At 39.5% G+C, this 20,169-nt stretch carries 18 protein-coding genes; 6 read left to right on the top strand and 12 right to left on the bottom strand.

What is annotated here, in order from left to right; translation table 11 throughout:
- Positions 1-250 precede the first annotated feature (250 nt).
- Positions 251-1,360 (top strand): sporulation integral membrane protein YtvI, encoded by a 1,110-nt coding sequence (ytvI, locus tag ACZSMY_RS00735; protein WP_193063254.1) that lies wholly within the window; start codon positions 251-253, stop codon positions 1,358-1,360.
- An 86-nt stretch (positions 1,361-1,446) separates the two neighbouring features.
- Here the strand turns inward: ytvI and ACZSMY_RS00730 are convergent, their stop codons facing one another.
- The 7 genes from ACZSMY_RS00730 to dnaE form a co-directional block, all read right to left on the bottom strand.
- Positions 1,447-1,842, bottom strand: a complete 396-nt coding sequence (locus tag ACZSMY_RS00730; protein WP_042535342.1) for an FxsA family protein — start codon at positions 1,840-1,842, stop codon at positions 1,447-1,449.
- Positions 1,843-1,935: 93 nt separating this feature from the next.
- On the bottom strand, positions 1,936-3,696 hold the full coding sequence (gene pyk, locus ACZSMY_RS00725) for a pyruvate kinase (RefSeq protein ID WP_256704892.1): 1,761 nt from the start codon (positions 3,694-3,696) through the stop codon (positions 1,936-1,938).
- A 36-nt stretch (positions 3,697-3,732) separates the two neighbouring features.
- On the bottom strand, positions 3,733-4,692 hold the full coding sequence (gene pfkA / locus ACZSMY_RS00720) for a 6-phosphofructokinase (protein WP_256704893.1): 960 nt from the start codon (positions 4,690-4,692) through the stop codon (positions 3,733-3,735).
- 342 nt (positions 4,693-5,034) lie between these two features.
- Positions 5,035-5,988 carry an acetyl-CoA carboxylase carboxyl transferase subunit alpha gene (gene accA, locus ACZSMY_RS00715; protein ID WP_042535346.1) on the bottom strand — a complete coding sequence of 318 codons (954 nt, stop codon included), beginning with the start codon at positions 5,986-5,988 and terminating at the stop codon, positions 5,035-5,037.
- A 6-nt stretch (positions 5,989-5,994) separates the two neighbouring features.
- Positions 5,995-6,849 (bottom strand): acetyl-CoA carboxylase, carboxyltransferase subunit beta, encoded by an 855-nt coding sequence (gene accD / locus ACZSMY_RS00710; RefSeq protein ID WP_465147401.1) that lies wholly within the window; start codon positions 6,847-6,849, stop codon positions 5,995-5,997.
- Positions 6,850-7,508: 659 nt separating this feature from the next.
- Positions 7,509-8,747, bottom strand: a complete 1,239-nt coding sequence (gene ystJ, locus ACZSMY_RS00705) for an NADP-dependent malic enzyme (RefSeq protein ID WP_368900615.1) — start codon at positions 8,745-8,747, stop codon at positions 7,509-7,511.
- A 293-nt stretch (positions 8,748-9,040) separates the two neighbouring features.
- Entirely contained in the window at positions 9,041-12,358 is a 3,318-nt protein-coding gene (gene dnaE / locus ACZSMY_RS00700; protein WP_193063249.1) for a DNA polymerase III subunit alpha, read from the bottom strand.
- Between the two features lie 235 nt (positions 12,359-12,593).
- Here dnaE and ytrH point away from each other — a divergent pair, with 235 nt between their 5' ends.
- The gene (ytrH, locus tag ACZSMY_RS00695; protein WP_042535354.1) at positions 12,594-12,926 is read left to right on the top strand and encodes a sporulation membrane protein YtrH; all 333 of its coding nucleotides are present in this window, start codon (positions 12,594-12,596) and stop codon (positions 12,924-12,926) included.
- The gene (ytrI, locus tag ACZSMY_RS00690; RefSeq protein WP_465147400.1) at positions 12,926-13,429 is read left to right on the top strand and encodes a sporulation membrane protein YtrI; all 504 of its coding nucleotides are present in this window, start codon (positions 12,926-12,928) and stop codon (positions 13,427-13,429) included. Before ytrH ends, ytrI begins: the two co-directional genes overlap by 1 nt.
- Before the next feature lie 134 nt (positions 13,430-13,563).
- On the opposite strand, the gene ACZSMY_RS00685 is transcribed toward ytrI, so the two are convergent.
- Positions 13,564-14,508, bottom strand: a complete 945-nt coding sequence (locus tag ACZSMY_RS00685; RefSeq protein ID WP_193063247.1) for a DHH family phosphoesterase — start codon at positions 14,506-14,508, stop codon at positions 13,564-13,566.
- A 116-nt stretch (positions 14,509-14,624) separates the two neighbouring features.
- On the opposite strand from ACZSMY_RS00685, the gene ACZSMY_RS00680 reads away from it, so the two are divergent.
- Positions 14,625-14,918, top strand: a complete 294-nt coding sequence (locus ACZSMY_RS00680; protein WP_042535359.1) for a YtpI family protein — start codon at positions 14,625-14,627, stop codon at positions 14,916-14,918.
- A 132-nt stretch (positions 14,919-15,050) separates the two neighbouring features.
- Here ACZSMY_RS00680 and ACZSMY_RS00675 read toward each other — a convergent pair whose 3' ends face one another.
- From ACZSMY_RS00675 to ACZSMY_RS00660, 4 genes are all read right to left on the bottom strand, one after another.
- Complete coding sequence (locus ACZSMY_RS00675; RefSeq protein ID WP_042535362.1) at positions 15,051-16,358, bottom strand: DRTGG domain-containing protein; 1,308 nt, start codon at positions 16,356-16,358, stop codon at positions 15,051-15,053.
- Positions 16,359-16,430: 72 nt separating this feature from the next.
- Entirely contained in the window at positions 16,431-16,658 is a 228-nt protein-coding gene (locus tag ACZSMY_RS00670) for a hypothetical protein (protein WP_042535365.1), read from the bottom strand.
- Between the two features lie 122 nt (positions 16,659-16,780).
- Entirely contained in the window at positions 16,781-17,467 is a 687-nt protein-coding gene (locus tag ACZSMY_RS00665) for a metal-dependent hydrolase (protein WP_042535366.1), read from the bottom strand.
- A 93-nt stretch (positions 17,468-17,560) separates the two neighbouring features.
- Positions 17,561-18,229 carry a PspA/IM30 family protein gene (locus ACZSMY_RS00660; RefSeq protein WP_465147399.1) on the bottom strand — a complete coding sequence of 223 codons (669 nt, stop codon included), beginning with the start codon at positions 18,227-18,229 and terminating at the stop codon, positions 17,561-17,563.
- A 186-nt stretch (positions 18,230-18,415) separates the two neighbouring features.
- On the opposite strand from ACZSMY_RS00660, the gene ACZSMY_RS00655 reads away from it, so the two are divergent.
- Positions 18,416-19,513, top strand: coding sequence for a M24 family metallopeptidase (locus ACZSMY_RS00655; RefSeq protein ID WP_042535368.1), 1,098 nt, complete (start codon positions 18,416-18,418; stop codon positions 19,511-19,513).
- Positions 19,514-19,727: 214 nt separating this feature from the next.
- Positions 19,728-20,159 (top strand): universal stress protein, encoded by a 432-nt coding sequence (locus ACZSMY_RS00650; protein ID WP_042535369.1) that lies wholly within the window; start codon positions 19,728-19,730, stop codon positions 20,157-20,159.
- Positions 20,160-20,169: the final 10 nt, after the last annotated feature.

Raw genomic sequence — 20,169 nt, 5'->3', positions numbered from 1 at the left:
AGAAATACTTTACCTTTCCATTTGTACCCTTCAGTTTGATTATAGCAATATTTATTATCTGCCCATCTTTCATTATAAATGATAAAAAGCAGAATGTGAATTGAAACCGTTTAAATTATGTTAAATAACTGTTAGATTCCTCCATTTCCTGCTGGCGTTTTACTACTTACCCATGATGCAAAGACCTTATTACTTCTACTTTGCCGCTTCCAATCATAGATTAAATTAGGTCTTTTTTTCTGGAGGAAATATGATGCAATCAAAAATCCTTGGACAACTTATCCGTTCTTTTATTGTTATCAGCACTTTATGCAGCAGTCTTTTCCTATTCTATATATTATTTCCTTATATCTATCCTATTCTGATAGCATTCCTGCTTTCTTTACTCTTCCAGCCGCTGATCAGATGGTTTGTAAACACACTTAAAATGCCGAGGCTACTTGCTCTAATCAGCACATTCAGTCTTTTTCTCAGTTTATTTACGATTGCTCTATACTTTTTAATAAGCGAAGTTTATCAAGGTATCAGCTATTTATCGGACAGGCTTCCTGCTTATTTCCGTCATATAATGGAACAGTTTCAGCAGTTATTAGATATGCACATCCTGCCATTATACGATAAATTGCTTTCTCTGCTGACGACACTGCATGTCGATTATCGTTTGGAAGTCTATGAATATATTCATTCCTTTACAGATTCGATGACGTCTGCTTTTACTCATTTCTTTCAAATACTGATGCAGCAGACAGCAAATTTTTTAATTATACTGCCAAATTCTTTTACTGTTCTTATTTTTATTGTACTGGCTACTTTTATGATCAGCTACGACTTCCAAAATATTCAAATCCGCATCCATGACATGATGCCTTCTAATTGGTACACGCTTTATCAAAAAATAGTCTCTCATTTAAAAGAAGCTGTGATTGGTTACTTTAAAGCACAGGTAATACTGGTTTGTATTTCTGCGGTTATTTTGTGGACTGGTCTGCTCATCCTTCGGGTGGAGCATGCATTTACCATTGTATTGTTTGCTGCAATCGCAGACTTTATTCCTTATTTAGGAATCGGCATTATTATAATACCTTGGATTCTGTTTAGCTTTTTAACCTTTAATTATTCCTTAACGATTGGTTTATCTGTGCTGTACGGCCTGATTATTATTATCAGACAGTTTATAGAGCCTAAAATCGTGGCAACTTCCATTGGCATCTCGCCTTTAATGATGCTGATCGGGATGTTTTTAGGCGTCCAATGGTTTGGTGTTCTGGGATTAATCTTTGCCCCGGTCAGTTTAGTTGTGATGCTCGCCATCAAAAAATCTGGGGTGTTTCAGCAATTATTCCTTTATATTAAAGGGTGATTCCTGCTAAGCTGTGTTCAAAAAGGGGCTGAATTAGAAGCAAACAGAGAAAAGCGCTTATCGTTTGGACCCCTTTTGAACTCTCTCTACCAGCGACGATAAATAATTGTATTTCTCCCCATTAACTGCATAGCGATTTTCTTAAGCTGATTTTTAAATTGATTTCTTGTCCAGGGTATTAATAATAATAATCCTGCAATATCTAAAACAAAGCCCGGAATAATCAAAAGGAATGCTCCAAGCATGGTTGCCAGACCATCAAGAAGTTCTTCTGTCGGAGGGGCCCCTCTTTGTAATTGCAGCTGCGCACGTCTGAATACTTCCATTCCCTGATATCTGGCCAGAAAAATCCCTAATATAGCTGTTGTAATAATTAATCCGACTACCCATAGCACACCTATAAGCTGGCTTAGCCATAGAAATACTCCAATTTCGATTGCCGGTATAATAATAAATGCCAGAAGAAGGTATTTATTTCTCATTGTTAACATCCTTTCTATCGTGCAGCTATACTTTTGGAATGTATAAACAGAACCTCCGATTGTATTCGGAGGTTCTGTTTGCTTGCTTACCTATTATAATACACCTGCGTGACCTGCGTAAACTTGTCCGCGGCTGCTGTCTACTGTAATGTCCTGACCGTCTTCCAATAAATCAAAGACATTCTCTACACCTACAATAACAGGGATTCCAAGGCTGACACCAACTACGGCAGCATGCGAAGTCAAACCGCCTTCTTCTGTAATAACGGCAGCAGCTTTTTCAATTGCCGGCATCATTTCTTTTTCCGTAGCATGTGTTACAAGGATATCTCCCTCATTCATACGGGTCAATGCTTCTTCATTGTTTTTAGCAAAGACAACATGTCCGTATGCTTTACTTCTTCCGATACCTTGTCCTTTTGCAACTACATCTCCAATGACATGAACTTTCATCAGATTTGTTGTACCTTTTTCTCCAGCCGGTACCCCTGCAACAACAAGGACAGTTTCTCCTCGTTTGCATACGCCCGCTTCAAGCCCCTGTTTGACAGACACTTCCAGCATTTCATCTGTAGATTTTGTCGGAGTTCCCATTACTGCATGAACACCCCACACAAGAGAAAGCTGACGATTTACGACTTCATCCACGGTTACAGCAATAATCGTTGCTTTCGGACGATATTTGGAAACCATGCGGGCTGTCGATCCGCTTTCTGTCGGTGTAATGATTGTACCAATACCTAAGTTATATGCCGTATGTGAAACAGATTGCGTAATCGCTTCTCTGATTTCCATATCTACATTTTTAGAACGTTCTTCTAAAATTACTTTATGATTTAATGCAGATTCTGCTTTTAATGCAATATTACTCATGGTTTGAACAGATTCCACCGGATAATTACCAGCTGCTGTTTCACCAGAAAGCATGATAGCGTCTGTACCATCAAAAATAGCATTTGCAACGTCAGAAGCCTCTGCACGGGTCGGACGAGGATTACGCTGCATGGAATCTAACATTTGTGTCGCTGTAATAACTGGTTTTCCAGCTGTATTACATTGCGTAATAAGCTTTTTCTGAACTAGAGGTACATCTTCTGCAGGTATTTCGACACCTAAGTCTCCACGGGCAACCATTAAACCGTCACTTACTTCCAGAATGCTGTTAATATTGTCTACGCCTTCCTGGTTTTCAATTTTAGGGATAATTTTAATATGCTCTGCCTGATGCTGCTCCAGTACTTCTTTGATTTCCAATACATCTGAAGGACGGCGTACAAAGGATGCTGCAATAAAGTCTACACCTTGCTCCACTCCAAAAATGATATCATTGGTATCCTTTTCTGTAATTCCTGGAAGATTAACAGATACGTTCGGAACGTTAACTCCTTTTTTGTTTTTGATTTCCCCAGAGTTCAACGCTACCGTTACAATTTCTCCGCTTTCTTGCTTGATTTCTTTTACTTCTAATTCAATCAAACCATCATCCAGAAGGATTTTAGATCCTGGATGAACATCATTGATCAATCCACCATACGTAATGGAGAATCGCTCAGCAGTACCTTCTACATCATTCATGGAAACAATTACTTCATTCCCTTGAACAATATCTGCTCTTCCTTCTTTAAAATTACCTGTGCGAATTTCAGGACCTTTTGTATCCAGAAGAATCGCTACCGTTTTATTTTTTCGGGCAGCTGCTTCACGAATATTTTTGATTCGCGCACCATGCTCGTCAAAGTCTCCATGGGAGAAGTTTAATCTGGCTACATTCATTCCTGCATCGATTAACTGCTCCAATTTTTCAACCGATTCTGATGCCGGCCCTATCGTACAAACAATTTTTGTATTTCTCATTATTATTTCCTCCTTCAATTCAATACCAATCTTTCATTAAATAGACAATTCTTTAGATAACTGGAACATTTCATTATCAATATGATGCTTCAATTTTAAAATGTCATCAATATCATTATCGACAATTTTGTTGTTTTGAATCCCAACCATACGACCGCCTTTATTATTTAAGAGCAATTCTACAGCTGCAGCACCCAGACGGCTTGCTAATACCCTGTCTTGGCCAGTTGGAGAACCACCTCTTTGAATATGTCCTAATACAGTTACCCTTGTTTCCAAGTCAGTAGCCTCTTCAATTTGTTTCCCTACGTCAAACCCATTGCCGACGCCTTCTGCGAGCAGGATAATACTGTGCTTTTTCCCACGTTTATGTCCGCGGTTTAACCGGTCAACGATTTGAGAGAATTCATCGTTTTGTTCGGGGATGAGGATACTTTCAGCTCCAACGGATAAGCCAGCCCATAATGCTAAATCTCCTGCATTGCGGCCCATTACTTCTATGACGTATGTACGCTCATGGGAAGTAGCCGTATCACGAACCTTATCCACAGCGTCTATAATCGTATTAAGAGATGTATCAAAACCAATTGTGAAATCCGTTCCTGCAATATCATTATCAATCGTCCCCGGCACACCGATACAAGGAATTCCCTTTGCCGTCAGTTTTTGTGCTCCTTTAAAACTGCCGTCACCGCCAATTACGATTAGCCCTTCAATTCCGGCTTTCTTCAGTTGTTCGACTGCTTTTTGCTGACCTTCATCAGTTTTAAATTCTTCACTTCTAGCTGAAAATAAAATCGTCCCGCCGCGATGAATAATATCACCTACAGAACCAAGATGCATTTTTTCAAAATTACCATCCATTAATCCCTGATAACCATTTTTGACTCCAAACACTTCCATGTCATGATAGATTGCTTTTCTTACAACTGCTCTGATTGCAGCATTCATGCCGGGGGCATCTCCACCACTAGTCAAAACACCAATTTTTTTCATTTATTTTCCCACCTTATAGTTAAAATATTGCAATGTCCAACTTATTTTAAATATATCCAAGTGCTGACTTCTAACATACAGCCCGTTTCTCAAACAACAAGCCAACTCCGCTCTGTTGTACTAGTTTGTCCAATTCCCTCTATTACATTTTTAAAACACCTGAACATATCCCTACATAAATAAAAGATAAAGAAAATCATCTGAGACTGCAATGATAAACCAAAATCATTAAAGGCTTGGTTTCTTATCTTTCGTCCACTACATTCTCTATTTTACATGATTCTTTCATTATAATCCAAACTAAAATAAAGGCTGACATTCATTCTCAGCCTTTATAAACAATTATATCGTTTGAAATGAACCTATCTTTTTATATTTTTGCCATCTTTCTTCAACTATATCCTCTGGTGACAATGCTTTCAGCTCGTTCAGTGATTTTTCTAGCACTTGATCAATAAGACCAGCTTGTGTATCAATATCTCGATGTGCGCCGCCTTTTGGTTCAGGAATCATTTCATCAATAACACCTAATTTTTTTAAATCTGGAGCTGTAATCTGCATCGTTTCAGCGGCACGCTGTGCTTCTCCTGCATCTTTCCAAAGAATCGAAGCTGCACCTTCCGGAGAAATAACAGAATATGTAGCATTCTCCAGCATATGCACATGATTTCCAACACCGATTCCCAGGGCGCCCCCGCTGCCGCCTTCTCCTATCACAATACATACAATGGGAACCGTTAAACCGGCCATCTCCATTAGATTTTTGGCGATAGCTTCACTTTGCCCTCTTTCTTCTGCAGCTTTCCCAGGGTATGCCCCTTTGGTATCGATAAACGTAATAATTGGGCGGTTAAATTTTTCGGCCTGCTTCATATGGCGTAAGGCTTTTCTGTAACCTTCCGGATGCGGCATGCCAAAATTACGTTTAATATTTTCTTTCGTATCTTTCCCCCGCTGGTGTCCAATCACTGTCACCGGCTGCTTTTTATAATAAGCAATTCCGGAAACGATTGCTTCATCCTCGCCAAATAAGCGGTCTCCATGAAATTCAATAAAATCTTCAAATAATCTATCGACATAGTCCAGCGTGGTCGGCCGTTCAGGATGTCTGGCCATCTGCACACGATTCCAGGGTTTCAGGTTGCCATAAATATCCTCTTCCAGCTTTGCTAAACGTTCCTCCAGATTATTGATTTCGTCTCTTAAATCAATATCACTATTCTCTGTAAAAGATTTCAGTTCTTTGATCTTTTCTTTCAAATTCACAATCGGCTTTTCAAATTCTAATATTGGCATTTTTGATTACCTCCCATCCGTGTGCATACAAAGAAGCTTTCCAAGCGTTGTTTTCATATCATGACGGTGAATAACCTTGTCTACTTGGCCATGCTCTAATTGAAATTCAGCTGTTTGAAAATCATTTGGAAGCTTTTCCCGGATTGTCTGTTCAATAATTCTCCGCCCGGCAAAACCAATAAGCGCTCCCGGTTCTGCAAAATTATAATCTCCAATAGATGCAAAGCTTGCAGATACACCGCCAGTAGTCGGATGAGTCATCACGGAAATCATTAAATTGCCGCTGTCTCTAAATCGTTTCACAGCAAAGGATGTTTTTGCCATCTGCATTAAGCTTAAAAGCCCTTCTTGCATACGAGCTCCGCCAGATGCTGTAAATATAATGAAAGGAATCGACTCTTCTCTGGCATTTTCAATCGCTCTCGCTATTTTTTCACCGATGGCAGAGCCCATACTTCCCATACGAAAATTGGAATCCATGACAGCAAATGCAACCTGATTTCCTTCAATCGCACCTGTACCAGTAACAATTCCTTCGTTCAGACCTGTTTTTTGACGGTCCTTCTTGATCTTCGTCTCATAATCAGGAAAATCAAGCGGGTTAGCAGAGGTCAGGTCCGCATCCCATTCTGTAAATGTTCCTTCGTCAAATAAACTCTCAATTCTTGTCCATGCTGTCATCGGATGGTGATATCCGCAGTTTGGACAAACATATAAAGACTTAACTATCTCTTTTCGATAATAGATTTGCTTACAATTATCACACTTCTGCATTAACCCCTCTGGAACATCTACTTTTGCTTTCTCGCTCGGGATTGATGCATACTTCTTACGCTTGCCGAAAAAATCTTTAAGTGGCAAGTTTATCCCCCCTTTTTCTGCTGCCAGGTTAACTGTGTATAAAATATATAATAAATAAATTGCATCTATTAACCAGCATTCAAATAGAGCTTTCAGGTAAGAACGTTTTTCCTATCTTACCATTGTAAACTATTTTCCCAAGTTATAGTAGTGCGTTTTAAAATGGATGATAAAAAATAAAGCTGGTATATTTTTCAGGTTAATGCGACCGCTGCGGACGAGTTATAGCGGGGCAAGTAATCGCAACCCCATAAACGCAGGTGAAAAAGTTCGCTTTTTTTGTGCGGTCACCTCATTGAAAACATTTGTAAACACTCGTCCCATTATAAACCTTTGGCAACTTTTGAACACGTACTTACTTGTTCTTCTACAGAAATCAAATAGAAACCCAACAAATAGATTACCACCTGTTTGCAAGTCGCGCAATCAGATTGTCATTATAAATGTATCATTATATATCAAATAAACGGATATAAAAGCTTCCTGATAACCTTATATCAAGCCTTCTTCCAAATGATTCAACAAACAGATTAAAAAATATTTTAAATTAGACAGGATAACTAATATCTCATTTTAAGTTTTTATTTTTTTACATAAAATACCCCTAAAACACTTTGAATAAAAATTAAAATGTCTCAGGGGATAATTACAATGTCAAATTATTTATTGATTTCCTTTGTCAGACGTCTTGTCTTCTCTGCCACTTCTTCCGGATCTACGTGAATGCGGGCAACTCCGGATTTCATTGCTGCTTCCGCTACGTGCTTAGCTACAAGCGGTGCAACTCGTCCGTCAAAAGGAGAAGGAATTACATAGTCTTCATTCAACTCTCTGTCTTCTATTAAAGAAGCAATCCCCTCTGCAGCAGCTATCTTCATTTCTTCATTAATACGCGTTGCTCTGACATCCAAAGCTCCCCGGAATATCCCTGGAAAAGCAAGCACATTATTGACTTGGTTCGCAAAGTCGGAGCGGCCGGTGCCGATTACTTTTGCTCCAGCTGCTTTTGCATCCTCAGGCAGGATTTCTGGATCCGGGTTCGCCATTGCAAAAATAATTGCATCATCATTCATTTTTTCAACCATTTCTTTTGTTAAAGCGCCACCTACTGAAACACCGATAAATACATCTGCACCTTCTAATACATCTTCCAGACTTCCTTCTATCTTCTGCGCATTGGTATATTTTGCGACCATTTCTTTTACGTTGTTCATCCCTTTAGGACGTCCTTCATAAATTGCACCGCGAGAATCACACATAATCATGTCATGAACTCCCAGGCTCTTTAAGAGGCGGATAATTGCGATTCCAGCTGCGCCGGCTCCATTTGCTACGACTTTGATATTAGAGAAATCTTTATTTACCAGTTTTAAAGCATTCATCAGGCCTGCCACTGTGACAATTGCCGTGCCATGCTGGTCATCATGAAAAATGGGAATATTGGTTTCGCTTTTTAACCGATCTTCTATAATAAAGCAGTTAGGTGCTGCAATATCTTCCAAATTCACCCCGCCAAAGGTCGGCTCCATCAATTTAACAGTCTCTACAATTTTATCGACATCTTGTGTATCCAAGCAGATTGGAAAAGCATCCACGCCTGCAAATCCTTTGAATAATACCGCTTTTCCTTCCATCACAGGTAAAGAAGCTTCTGCACCAATGTTACCAAGTCCTAAAACGGCAGAACCGTCGCTTACTACCGCAACCATATTTCCTTTCATCGTATAATCATAGACGGTTTCTTTTCGTTCATAGATTTCTTTACAAGGCTCTGCTACACCAGGAGAATAAGCTAAGCTTAGATCTTCTTTATTCCTCACCGGCACCTTTGTCTTCACTTCCAGCTTCCCTTGCTTTTGTTCGTGTAAATGTAATGCTTCGTCTCGTAGGTTTGCCATTGAATTCCGCTCCTTTGAATACAGTAAGTAATATGTATAATTATTGCGCTTACATATTAGGCCAAGCCATTTTTATCCCCTTTATTATAACAGATGGTATGCTTGTGTAAAGTAGCTGCTGTCGTAAAATTTCAGTTTTTTATATTGTGCCATTATCACTCGAAATACATGAAAAATTGCTGCCTTCCCCTCTTCAAAATATATAATAAAGAAGAAGCCGGTTTCTGGTAAAAAATTCGGCTTCTCCTCTATTTTCAAAATATATTTCGGGTGTTTTCTAATAGCGTATAAAATCAGCGCTCAACCACATTATCATTTCCAAAATAATTTTTCAGCTGTCTCATTTCTTTCTCTGTCACTTGAAGAGAATAGCTGTTTGCAAGCTGGTAGGTTTCTCTGTTTACAGGATCATATACGATTACCGGCGTCTTCCCCGGATGCTGTTCAGCTATTTGCTGCAAATATTTCAAAACACTGCTTTTATCTTGGTTTGTCATTCGTATAAATAATTTATTCGTTTCTGGTATATCCACTTCAGACAAATCCAGTGCTGCTATTTCCTTTAAAATAAACTGACGCTTCTGGTTTCTCTCTTCGACCGTAACACGCATCCAAACCAGCTGTTCCTCTTCCAGCTGATTCGAAATTTGCCGAAATAAATCCGGAAAAAGAACAGCATCCATCTTTTTATCTTCGTCCGACACTGTTAAAAATGCCATTCTTTCTCTGTTTTTTGTGCGTATAATCTTTATCTCTTCTACTACTCCGACGGTATAGATTTCTTTTCTCTTCCCGATGAACTCCTCTGCCTGTTTAAAAGAAAGTATTCCATTCGCTCTTAATACATTCCGGTAACTTTCAAATGGGTGATTTGAGATATAGATACCCATCAATTCTTTCTCAAAAGTGAGCTTTTGTATTTTGGAGTAGTCTTCCGCTTCTGTATATTCCAACGCATCCTGAAATAAGGAGGCATCTTCATACATCCCCTGAAACAATTCCTTTTGTTCCAGCGCTGGATTAATCGTTTCAATCAAGCTTGCCCTATTGGGATGAAACGTATCAAATGCACCAGCTAAAATCAGGTTTTTAATAGCGGCCCGATTTACTTTTTTTATATCGATTCGCATACAAAAATCAAAAAAGCTGGTGAAAGAAGCCTCTTTTCGGATTTCTAAAATATGAACCAACGCTTGATAACTGATAGACTTAATAGCAGCTAACCCGGTACGTATCATGTTTTTCTCCACTGTAAATTGCTGATAGCTTCTATTAATATGTGGCGGGAGTATCTTAATTGCAAGCTCTTTTAACGACTCCTGGTACATAGACAGCTTTTCGGGCTGATTTTTAGCATCCGTTAGCAGGCATGAAAAAAATACTTCTGGATAATGTGCTTTCAGATAACTGAGCTGATAGGATATTTTACTATAGGCGACAGCATGGCTTCTTGGAAATCCATAGTTGGAAAAGCGGACAATCCAGCTGAAAATTTCCGCAGCCACAGCCTGAGAGTAGCCATTCTTTAAGCACCCTTTGATAAAGGCTGCCTCCTGCTGCTGCATCATATTGTCTTTCTTCTTACTTACCGCTCTTCTTAAAATATCCGCCTCACCAAGACTGAAACCGGCAATACGGTGCGCAATCTGCATGATCTGCTCCTGATAAATCAGAACACCATAGGTTGATTTTAAAATCGGTTCTAAATCTGGATGCGGATAGGTTACAGCTTCTTGCTTAAATTTACGCCGGATATACACAGGGATAAAATCCATCGGACCTGGACGATAAAGCGCATTAACCGCTACAATATCTTCAAACGAGGATGGCTGCAGCTCTTTTAGAACACGCTGCATTCCTGTTGATTCTAACTGAAAAACACCGCTGGTTTCCCCTTGTCGCAGCATGGCAAACGTTTTTTCATCCTGTTCTGGAATATGGGTCAATATTTCTCCTTTGTTTTGGGTATATGCCACACCTTTCATGACTCTTTCTATTAACGAAAGATTTCGGAGCCCCAGGAAGTCCATTTTCAACAGACCTGCGGCTTCCAATTCGTTCATTGCATATTGTGTCAAGTACGTTTCCCCTGTGCCGCTTGTCAACGGAACATCTCTCATTAAAGGCTGCTCACTAATCACAACGCCCGCAGCATGAGTAGACACGTTTCTTGGCAAGCCTTCTAATTTAATCGCGATGGTAAATAAAACCTTTAATTTTTCAGAGGCCTTTACATAGGATGCTAATTCCGTTGAATCCTGCAGCAGCCGTTGAATACTTTTGGATGATGCCCGCTTCATTTCCCGCAAAATATAAGCAACATCCTGATCATGGACATCCATTGTTTTCATCAGTTCTCGGAGAATCGAGCGTGTCGCAAAGGTGCCAAAAGTAATAATCTGTGCAACATGCTCCCTGCCATATTTATCTCTTACATAATCAATTACTTCATCACGGCGGATATCAGAAAAGTCTACATCAATATCCGGCATGGTCAGCCGTTCCGGATTTAAAAAACGTTCGAACAGAAGATTATATTTTAATGGATCAACTTCTGTGATTCCTAAAATATAAGCAACAATGGAACCAGCTGATGATCCTCTTCCCGGTCCGACCATGATATGTTTATCTTTCGCAAATTGAATAAAATCGGCAACAATTAAAAAATAATCGCTGTAGTTCATATTGATAATCGTATTCAGCTCATATTCCATCCGTTTTCGATGAGCTTCTGTAACGACCGGGTACCGCTCCTGCAAACCCTCTTCACAGCGCTCCCGCAAATAGGTATCTGCGGTTACCTGATCCGGCGTGGGGAAGGAAGGCAGATGCTGCTCATCAAAATGTAAATAGGCAGTACATTTTCCTGCGATTTCTTCAGTCTTATCCAGCAGCTCCGGCCAAGTATGAAATAATTGCTTCATTTCCTCCGGAGAAGTAAAATGATGACCTTCAGGCAGCTGTTCCTTTCGTTTTGGAGCCCATTTCTCCCCGAACCGCATCGATTGCAGGCAATCATAAGCCAATACATCCTGTTCGTCTAAATACACTACATTCTGCATCGCCACATAAGCGAAGTCCGCCTTTTTCCATATTTGCAGCTGATGTGAAGCTGAATCGATGCCGACATAAAAGTCACCTTCTTCAAAATAAGCTTCTGCCTTTTTAAGCTGTTGAAAGAGTAGTTGGCTTTCTGTTTCGGAGGAATCATTGCCAGCCCTCAGGAATGCCTTTCCAGAGAGTACACCGATGACACCGTCTGTATATTCCCCAAGCTGTTCAACCGGAAGCTTATCAAGCTGATTTGTTTGCAGATAGGTGCTTAACTGTAGAAGCTGCTGGTAGCCTGTTTTATTTTTAGCGAGAACGATACATGGAATCTCCTGTTCATTATCATCCATCTGAACAGAAATCCGCATGCCAATAATCGGCTTAATCCCCTGATCCATACAAGCTTTATAGAATGAAACAGCACCATAAAGAACAGCCTCATCTGTTAAACAGAGGCTTTGATACTGTAAATATTTTGCTTTTTGAACAAGCTTTGGTATAGAAATGGTGCTCTCCATTAAACTATAGCCGCTTTTCACCGATATATGTGTGTACGTCATTCTACCCTGCCTTCTTTCTAGAGGATGTTCAAAAAACTCCTTAAAATGAGAAATCGAATGTCTTCCTGCTTCTTGAACACGCATTTCTATATCTATTATAACAAGATAGTACATATGTGCCTATCGTTTTAGTTTTCATAACTTGTCTGTTTCATTCATAAGCTAGAATATAGCAACCTCCAATTATAAGGATTGCCAATTAGCAGACAAGCTATCATGCGAGGAGTGTCACAGTATGGAGGAAAGATTTTTTGCAGCATTTATTCATTGTTTTTTTATTGCGTTAGGAGTCATCATCGGAGGATCGATTATAGGAAGCATAGGTGATTTCGCCACCGGAGATGCTGCCCTGACCTCTATGAATCGAATCGCAGAACGCTTAAGAATATGGGGGATTGTCGCTGCAATCGGAGGCACCTTTGACGCAATCGCCAACTTTGAAAGAGGGTTATTCGACGGAACTCCAATGGATTTAGTAAAACAGATCCTGTTGATTCTATCTGCAATGGGCGGAGTAAAGGTTGGCCTGATTATTATTCAATGGTTTTCACAAGGAGATGCTCCCTGATGCACATCCCGCATTATCATAAAAAAACAAGCTGGCAGCTCATTTTTGTCGGTTTCTTTTTCGGCAGCATTATTTCCTATATGGTCTTCACCTATATGTACGGAACCATGTATGAAGAAATGTTAAAAGAGAATATGGAGCTGTCGAATGAGGTAACCGAGCTGGAGCAAACAAATCAGACCCTGCTGAAGGATAAAGAAGATTTAAGCGAGCAGACCAAACAGCCGCTCACCATCTCAAGAATCGACATTGAGATAGAAGACCCGGAATCGATGCGTATCGATTTATTAATGCAGGATCAGCTGCGGGCTTTGATTCGCGAAGAAATCAACCACGTCATCGGAGAGGAAGTAGAGCTTGTATCACGTTCAGATAAGCTATTAATCGCAACAATCGAAAATAAAGCCTTCACTCTTGATGGCATGAGCTACCAATTCCGTGTCCGACAAATTGCATTTGGTTCAGAATTAAGAGTTGTGATCCTGCCTGAATCCGTAAGATGATAGTATGATTCGTTTCATTATCCACTTTAAATCAATAAGGCTGTTATAACGCAGACAAATTATTTTATCTTGCCTCTCGCATAACAGCCTTAGCTTTGTTTCATATCTCTCCAATTTCAGCAATTACATCTGTTTTAAACTTCGTCCCTGCACACTTTTTCTAAATCAGCTGCTAAATGATTTGCTTCCTCCCAGTTATATACGGTTGCACCAGAGGCCAACGGATGTCCTCCGCCATTATATTTCTTAGCAATTTGATTAATTACAATTCCTTTCGAACGGATACGCACCCGAATTTGGTCAGGCTCTTCAATAAAAAATACCCATGCTTTAATCCCTTTGACATCTGCTACCGTCTGGACAAGCTGGTTTGATTCCTCCACAGTAACATCAAATGCTTTCAATAATTCAGCAGTTAATTTAATGACACACAGCCCATTCTCAGACATCTTAAAATGCTGTAAAATGTGGCCGCTTAACCGCAATACTTTTTCCTCCGCCTCGTATAACCCATCATATATAGCTGTCCGGTCAAAATCATAACGAACTAATTCACCGGCATATTGAAATGTTTTCACAGTTGTACTTGGAAATTTAAATCTTCCTGTGTCCCCAACGATTCCTGCATATAAGAGACGGGCTGCTTCATTATTTAAATTCCAGCCCCGGGGACGCGCTTCCAATGCAAGACCAACAATCATCTCAGAAGTAGAACTGGCATCGGTAGACACCCATTCGATATCTCCATAAGAATCTGTGACCGGATGATGATCGATTTTTATCAGCTGTTTTCCTTTATTATAACGATCATCATCAATCCGCGGCTGGTTTGCTGTATCACAGACAATGACTAAGCTTCCCTGATAAAGCTCGTCTGATACATCATCCATCTGCGCTAAAAAAGTCAGGGACGGGATATCTTCTCCTGCAGCGTAGACTTCTTTCTCCGGAAAGGAATGTCTAATCAATGCTTTTAACCCCATCTGAGATCCAATTGCATCCGGATCAGGGCGGACATGCCGATGTATAATGATTCTCTCGCTTGCTTCAATCGCTTCAATAATTTTTGTAATTTCCATGACAATCTCCCTTTTTGTTGATGATATAGTTATGATTTTTCCTAGATTAATTGATAAAAAAACGGTACAATAAACGTAGCATTAAACAATATGTAATTAGGAGCGGAGCATTTAAAATGGTTATCTTTCCAATAATAATTATAATTTCAGCTGTCTTTTATATCTATTATAAAGTAGCAATCCTCAAAGAGAAAAATACGTTAACACAAAAATACTTTAATGGCCGGGCGAGATCCAGCCTGGGAGCATTTTTAATCGCTTTTTCCATTAATCAATACTCCCTTTATCTGACACAGCTCAGCTTGTTTATCGGCCTTGTTATCTTTGCATTAGGATTAATGCAATTGATTCGTGGATTCAAAGAAGCACGGCACTATCAAAAAGAGTGGAGAAGATTGCATCCAAACTAGGTAAAATAGAAGCACAGCTTTCAAATCAGATCGTTACATTTTGAATAAATTGCTTCATTTCAGCTTAAAACAACTGGAATTATCGTATTCCAGTTGTTTTTTTCGTCTTCAAAAGAAAAATCAATTACGCTGTTACCGATTGATCAGCTGCGCCATAATCAATGACCGTCCGACAGTAGTTTGTCCATGCATTACTTCTACATCTATCTTTGCATATAAACGGCCGACATCTAAAAGTGTTGGCTTAAGAAGTAAAATACTGTCGATTGGTACCGGCTTGCTGAAATAAACCGTAATATTCTCAATCGAAATTTCTGCTTTCTTCTCTATTTTCATCATTTTTTCACTTGCTTCTGTGATGAGAGCTGTAAATACACCATGTGATAATGTTCCTAAATGGTTTGTCATTTGCGGAATAACATGCGCTTCAAACAACCCTTCCTCACTCGGATTCTGCGACATATTGTTAGCAACAATATCTTCAATTGTTTCTCCGACCTGCGGCTGTCTCTGGATCTGCTGCATGGCTTTTAATACGTCCTGTCTGGAAACAACGCCTTTTAATACATGCGAACTATCCACCACAGGAACGAGCTCGATACCTTCCCAGACCATCATATGTGCAACCGAGGCTAAAGATGTTTTTTCCTGAACAACTAACGGCTTCCGGCTCATGATACGATCAATAAATGTAGTTTGGTCTTTCCCGACGATATCTCTCGAAGAAACCATTCCTACTACTTTCATACGGTCGTCCACAACCGGAAATCGTGTGTGCGAGGAAACTTCATTATTAATATACCAATCCTTCACCTGCTGTTTCGCCGCTAAATAATAAGAGGACTCAAACGGTGTTGAAATATCTCCTACAAAAATAATTTCCTTTTTAATCAATTGATCATAAATCGCGCGGTTAATCATAGCCGCAACTGTAAACGTATCATAGCTTGTCGAAATAATAGGCAATTTTTTTTCATTGGCAAGCTGTTTTATAGAATCATCCGTATCGAAGCCTCCTGTAATCAGGACAGCTGCTCCCGCTTCTAAAGCAAGCTTATGCGCTTCAAAACGGTTTCCGACAATCAGCAGCGAATCAGCTTGCGTATAGCGCATCATGGCATTTAACTGCATGGCGCCAATCACAAATTTACTGAGTGTTTTATGAAGCCCGTCTCTGCCTCCAAGTACTTGTCCATCAATGATATTAACAATCTCAGCAAACGTCAGCTCTTCAAAATTATCTTTCTTTTTCTTCTCGATCCGAATCGTTCCTACACGTTCAATCGTACTCACGATTCCTTGATTTTCTGCTTCCTTAATCGCCCGGTAAGCAGTCCCATCACTCACATTTAAATCTTTCGCAATTTGACGGACAGATATCTTGCTTCCAACTGGCAATGATAAAATATGCTGTAAAATCTGTTCATGCTTGGTCGCCATCTGCCATCACCCTCTTTCAACTGTACTATATAAAACATATTAGTCTTATTATACAATTGATACAGGAGAAACTCAATGGCTGCGCAGTTTCTTCTTATTTATCCCCTCCTGTTCCATAACCGGGGGCCGGGACATTTTTAATAGTGTTGCAAGATTTGCGCCGATAAATACAAAGGCAAATAATAACCAGCACCCCCAAAAGAGGAATTCTAAAGAGCTGGAAGACTGCGGAACCATCGGCCATGCAATATAGATAAAAAAGCAAACTAATAATAACCTTAGAATAATATTTGTTTTCAAGGCTGGCATCCTCCTTTTTTATAATTGTATGAGCGAGGATGATTTCTATGCAGCAGAAAACCACAGAATATAATCTATCTCTGTGGTTTTCTAGCAAAATATATACTTTTTGAACACGCACGTTAAGAAGTTAAATCGATTGTTTCTCCAACTTTCATTGCGCGGGCATTACCAGCCTTCACTTTAGATGCCCAATCTTCCGGATCCTGAACAATCGGCGGAAAGGTATTATAATGCACAGGAACAACTGTCTTGGCATTTACCCATTCAGCTGCAAGCAGTGCATCACTTGGCCCCATCGTAAAATTATCACCGATTGGAATAAAGGCAATATCAATATCATTTAATTCACCGTACATTTTTAAATCTGTAAACAATGCCGTATCTCCTAAGTGATACATTGTCTTTCCATTTACTGTAAGAAGTATTCCTGCAGGCATTCCTCCATAAATGACTGTTCCATCCTCTTCTTCATAGGATGAGCCGTGAAAAGCTTGCGTAAGCTGCACTTTCCCAAATTCAAATTCACGGGAACCGCCGATATGCATTGGATGTGCCTCCACACCTTTTGATGCTATATAATCGGCAAGTTCTTTCGGCGCTACAACCAAGGCATCGTTATTTTTAGCTATTTCCACTGTATCTCCGACATGATCATTATGAGCATGTGTCAGCAAAATAACGTCAGCCTTTTCCGTACTCGGATCTAAATCACATGCTTCATTTCCATTGATAAACGGGTCAATAATGATGCGATGCTTTCCTGTATCTACTTTTACTACAGAATGTCCATGAAAAGATACTTTCACTGAAAATCTCTCCTTTGACGATTTGGATTATTATTTTGATTTCGTAGTGTGTGTTCCCGCTATCGGATATTTCTATGCATCTTTTTTCAGCATTTATTTATTAAATTTCTTTTTTAATGCAGCTAATTCATCATCTACCCCATTATTATTTTCAAGCTCTTTGAATTCATCATCCAGCGTTCTTGCGTTTTCATTTAAATCTTCGGAGGTTTCTGCTTCCGCTTCGTACTGAAGTACTTTTTCTTCCATTCTCTCAAACCCTTGACGGGATTGGTCGCAGCCAATGGAAGACATGGTACGGTTCATTTTCGTTCTTGTTTTCGCAGATTCTGCACGTGCTTTTAAGGAATCCTTTTTTAATTTCATTTCCTGATATTCTTTTTTCATTTCAGACAGTTTTTCTTTCAGGATTCTGACATCCTCATCCGCACGCTCCCAAGAAGCTTGTAAAGACGCATAGGATTTTTCCTGATGTCTTTTATCATTTAAAGCTTTTCTGGCTAATTCTTCATTATCTGCTTCTACTGCTTTTTCAGCTTGCTCCTGGCGCTTCTCTACCATCGCTTTGGCATCATTTGTTTTGCGCTTCAGCATTTTTTCATTGGCCATTTGCTTTGCGACTGCCGCTTCAACCTCTTCAATATCCTTGCCCATATCCCGCAAGTACTGATCTAACATCTTGACCGGGTCTTCCGCCTTATCAATCATTGCATTCAGTTCTGAACTGACAATTGTTTTCATTCGATTAAAAAATTGAAACATACAAATCCTCCTCTTGGAATAAGTAATAGTAATGTACGGTCCGTGTACAGTATGAAATACGATTGATTTCGCAAAAAGTTTCATTTTTATCGGATTTTTTCTTTCTATCTGCTATAATTTTTTTAGAGCATACTATTTATTCATGTCAAACAGCAGTAATACTAATCAACTAGGAGGCAAAAAATAATGTCAGACAGAATTAACCATTTATTTGCCGAGCTAAAAAAACAGCAAGCGGACAGTTGTTTTATCAGCTCCAAAGCAAATGTATATTATTTAAGCGGATACTATACTGATCCGCATGAAAGAGTTATCGGAATCCTTGTTATGGACGGAATCGACCCGATATTTCTATTACCTAAAATGGAAGAAGATGATGCAAGAAATGCCGGATGGGAGCATTTGATTGTAAGCTATTATGACCATGAAAATCCTTGGCATTCCTTACAGGCGTTCTTAAAGAAACAAGAAAAAGAACCAGCTGTCATGGCAGTGGAAAAAGACCATCTGACGCTTTACCGTTATAACCAGCTTCAAGAAATCTTCCCGGATGCGGCCTATATAGATGCCACGCCAGTTATCCAAAATCTGCGTTTAATTAAAACCAAAAAAGAGCATGATTTATTACGGACAGCCGCTGAATTAGCAGATTTAGGTGTTAAAACTGGTGTGGAAGCCTTAAAAGAAGGTGTCTCCGAACTAGAGGTAGTTGCGACCATTGAGCACACCTTAAAAAAACAGGGTATACGCGAGATGTCCTTTCAGACCATGGCTTTATTCGGTTCAAAAACAGCCTCCCCTCACGGAAATCCTGATAAAACGCAGTTAGAGAAAAATAGTTTCGTTCTCTTCGATTTAGGAGTTATTTATCAAGGTTATTGCTCTGATATTACAAGGACTGTTGCCTTTGGTAATATCTCAGATGAACAGAAACAGATATATGACACGGTGTTGGAAGCACAAGAAAGAGCGATAGATGCAAGCAGAACCGGCACTGCAGTTGGCGAATTAGATAAAATCGCAAGAAATTATATTACAGAGCAAGGATACGGTGACTATTTCACACACCGGCTTGGACATGGATTGGGAATTGAAACACACGAATATCCTTCCATGCATAGCGACAACACGCTTCCTATTGAACCGGGAATGTGCTTTACAATTGAGCCGGGGATTTATGTTCCAAATATTGGCGGCGTAAGAATTGAAGATATGTTATTCACAACGAATTACATGCCTTTAGAACTGACAAAATATCCAAAAACATTACAAATTATTTCTTAGTTTTTTCAATTACCAAAACCCCGGTTTGCAAAAGACCGGGGTTTTTTATTCATTCTGAAATTATTTCAAGCTCGACTGTCAAGCATTTTTCGAATTTTAGAATCATTTCATTTGCTTTTTTGACTTTTTTTCGAAATGTTATGTAATTTACATTTATTCGTTTGTAACGCTTACAAATCAGGTATATAATAATAGTAGAAAGGGGAGATGAATCATGATGGAATATAAAAATATTGTTGTCGCAGTAGATGGATCGAAAGCAGCTGAAAAGGCTTTTACTAAGTCGCTCGCTGTTGCTAAACGAAATAATGCTCGATTGATTCTTGCTCATGTCGTGGACTCTCGTAATTTCTCAACAGCTGAAGCGTATGACCGTTCTTTATCCGAAAGAGCAGAGACGTATGCGAAAGAATTATTGGATGATTACGTCAAACAGGCTGAAGCTGCCGGATTAACAGATATTGTCCGCTGCATTGAATATGGGTCTCCTAAAGTCAAAATTGCTAAAGAAATAGCGGCTAATTTTGAAGCTGATTTAATCATGTGCGGGGCAACCGGGATGAATGCTGTAGAGCGCTTCTTAATTGGAAGTGTATCTGAAAGCATTACGAGATATGCCAGCTGCGACGTGCTTGTTACGCGCTAGAACTTTTTAA

Source organism: Oceanobacillus sp. B139/18, from assembly GCF_055524595.1.
Note: the sequence above shows the minus strand (reverse complement) of the source record. Positions and strands in the feature narration are given on the sequence as shown.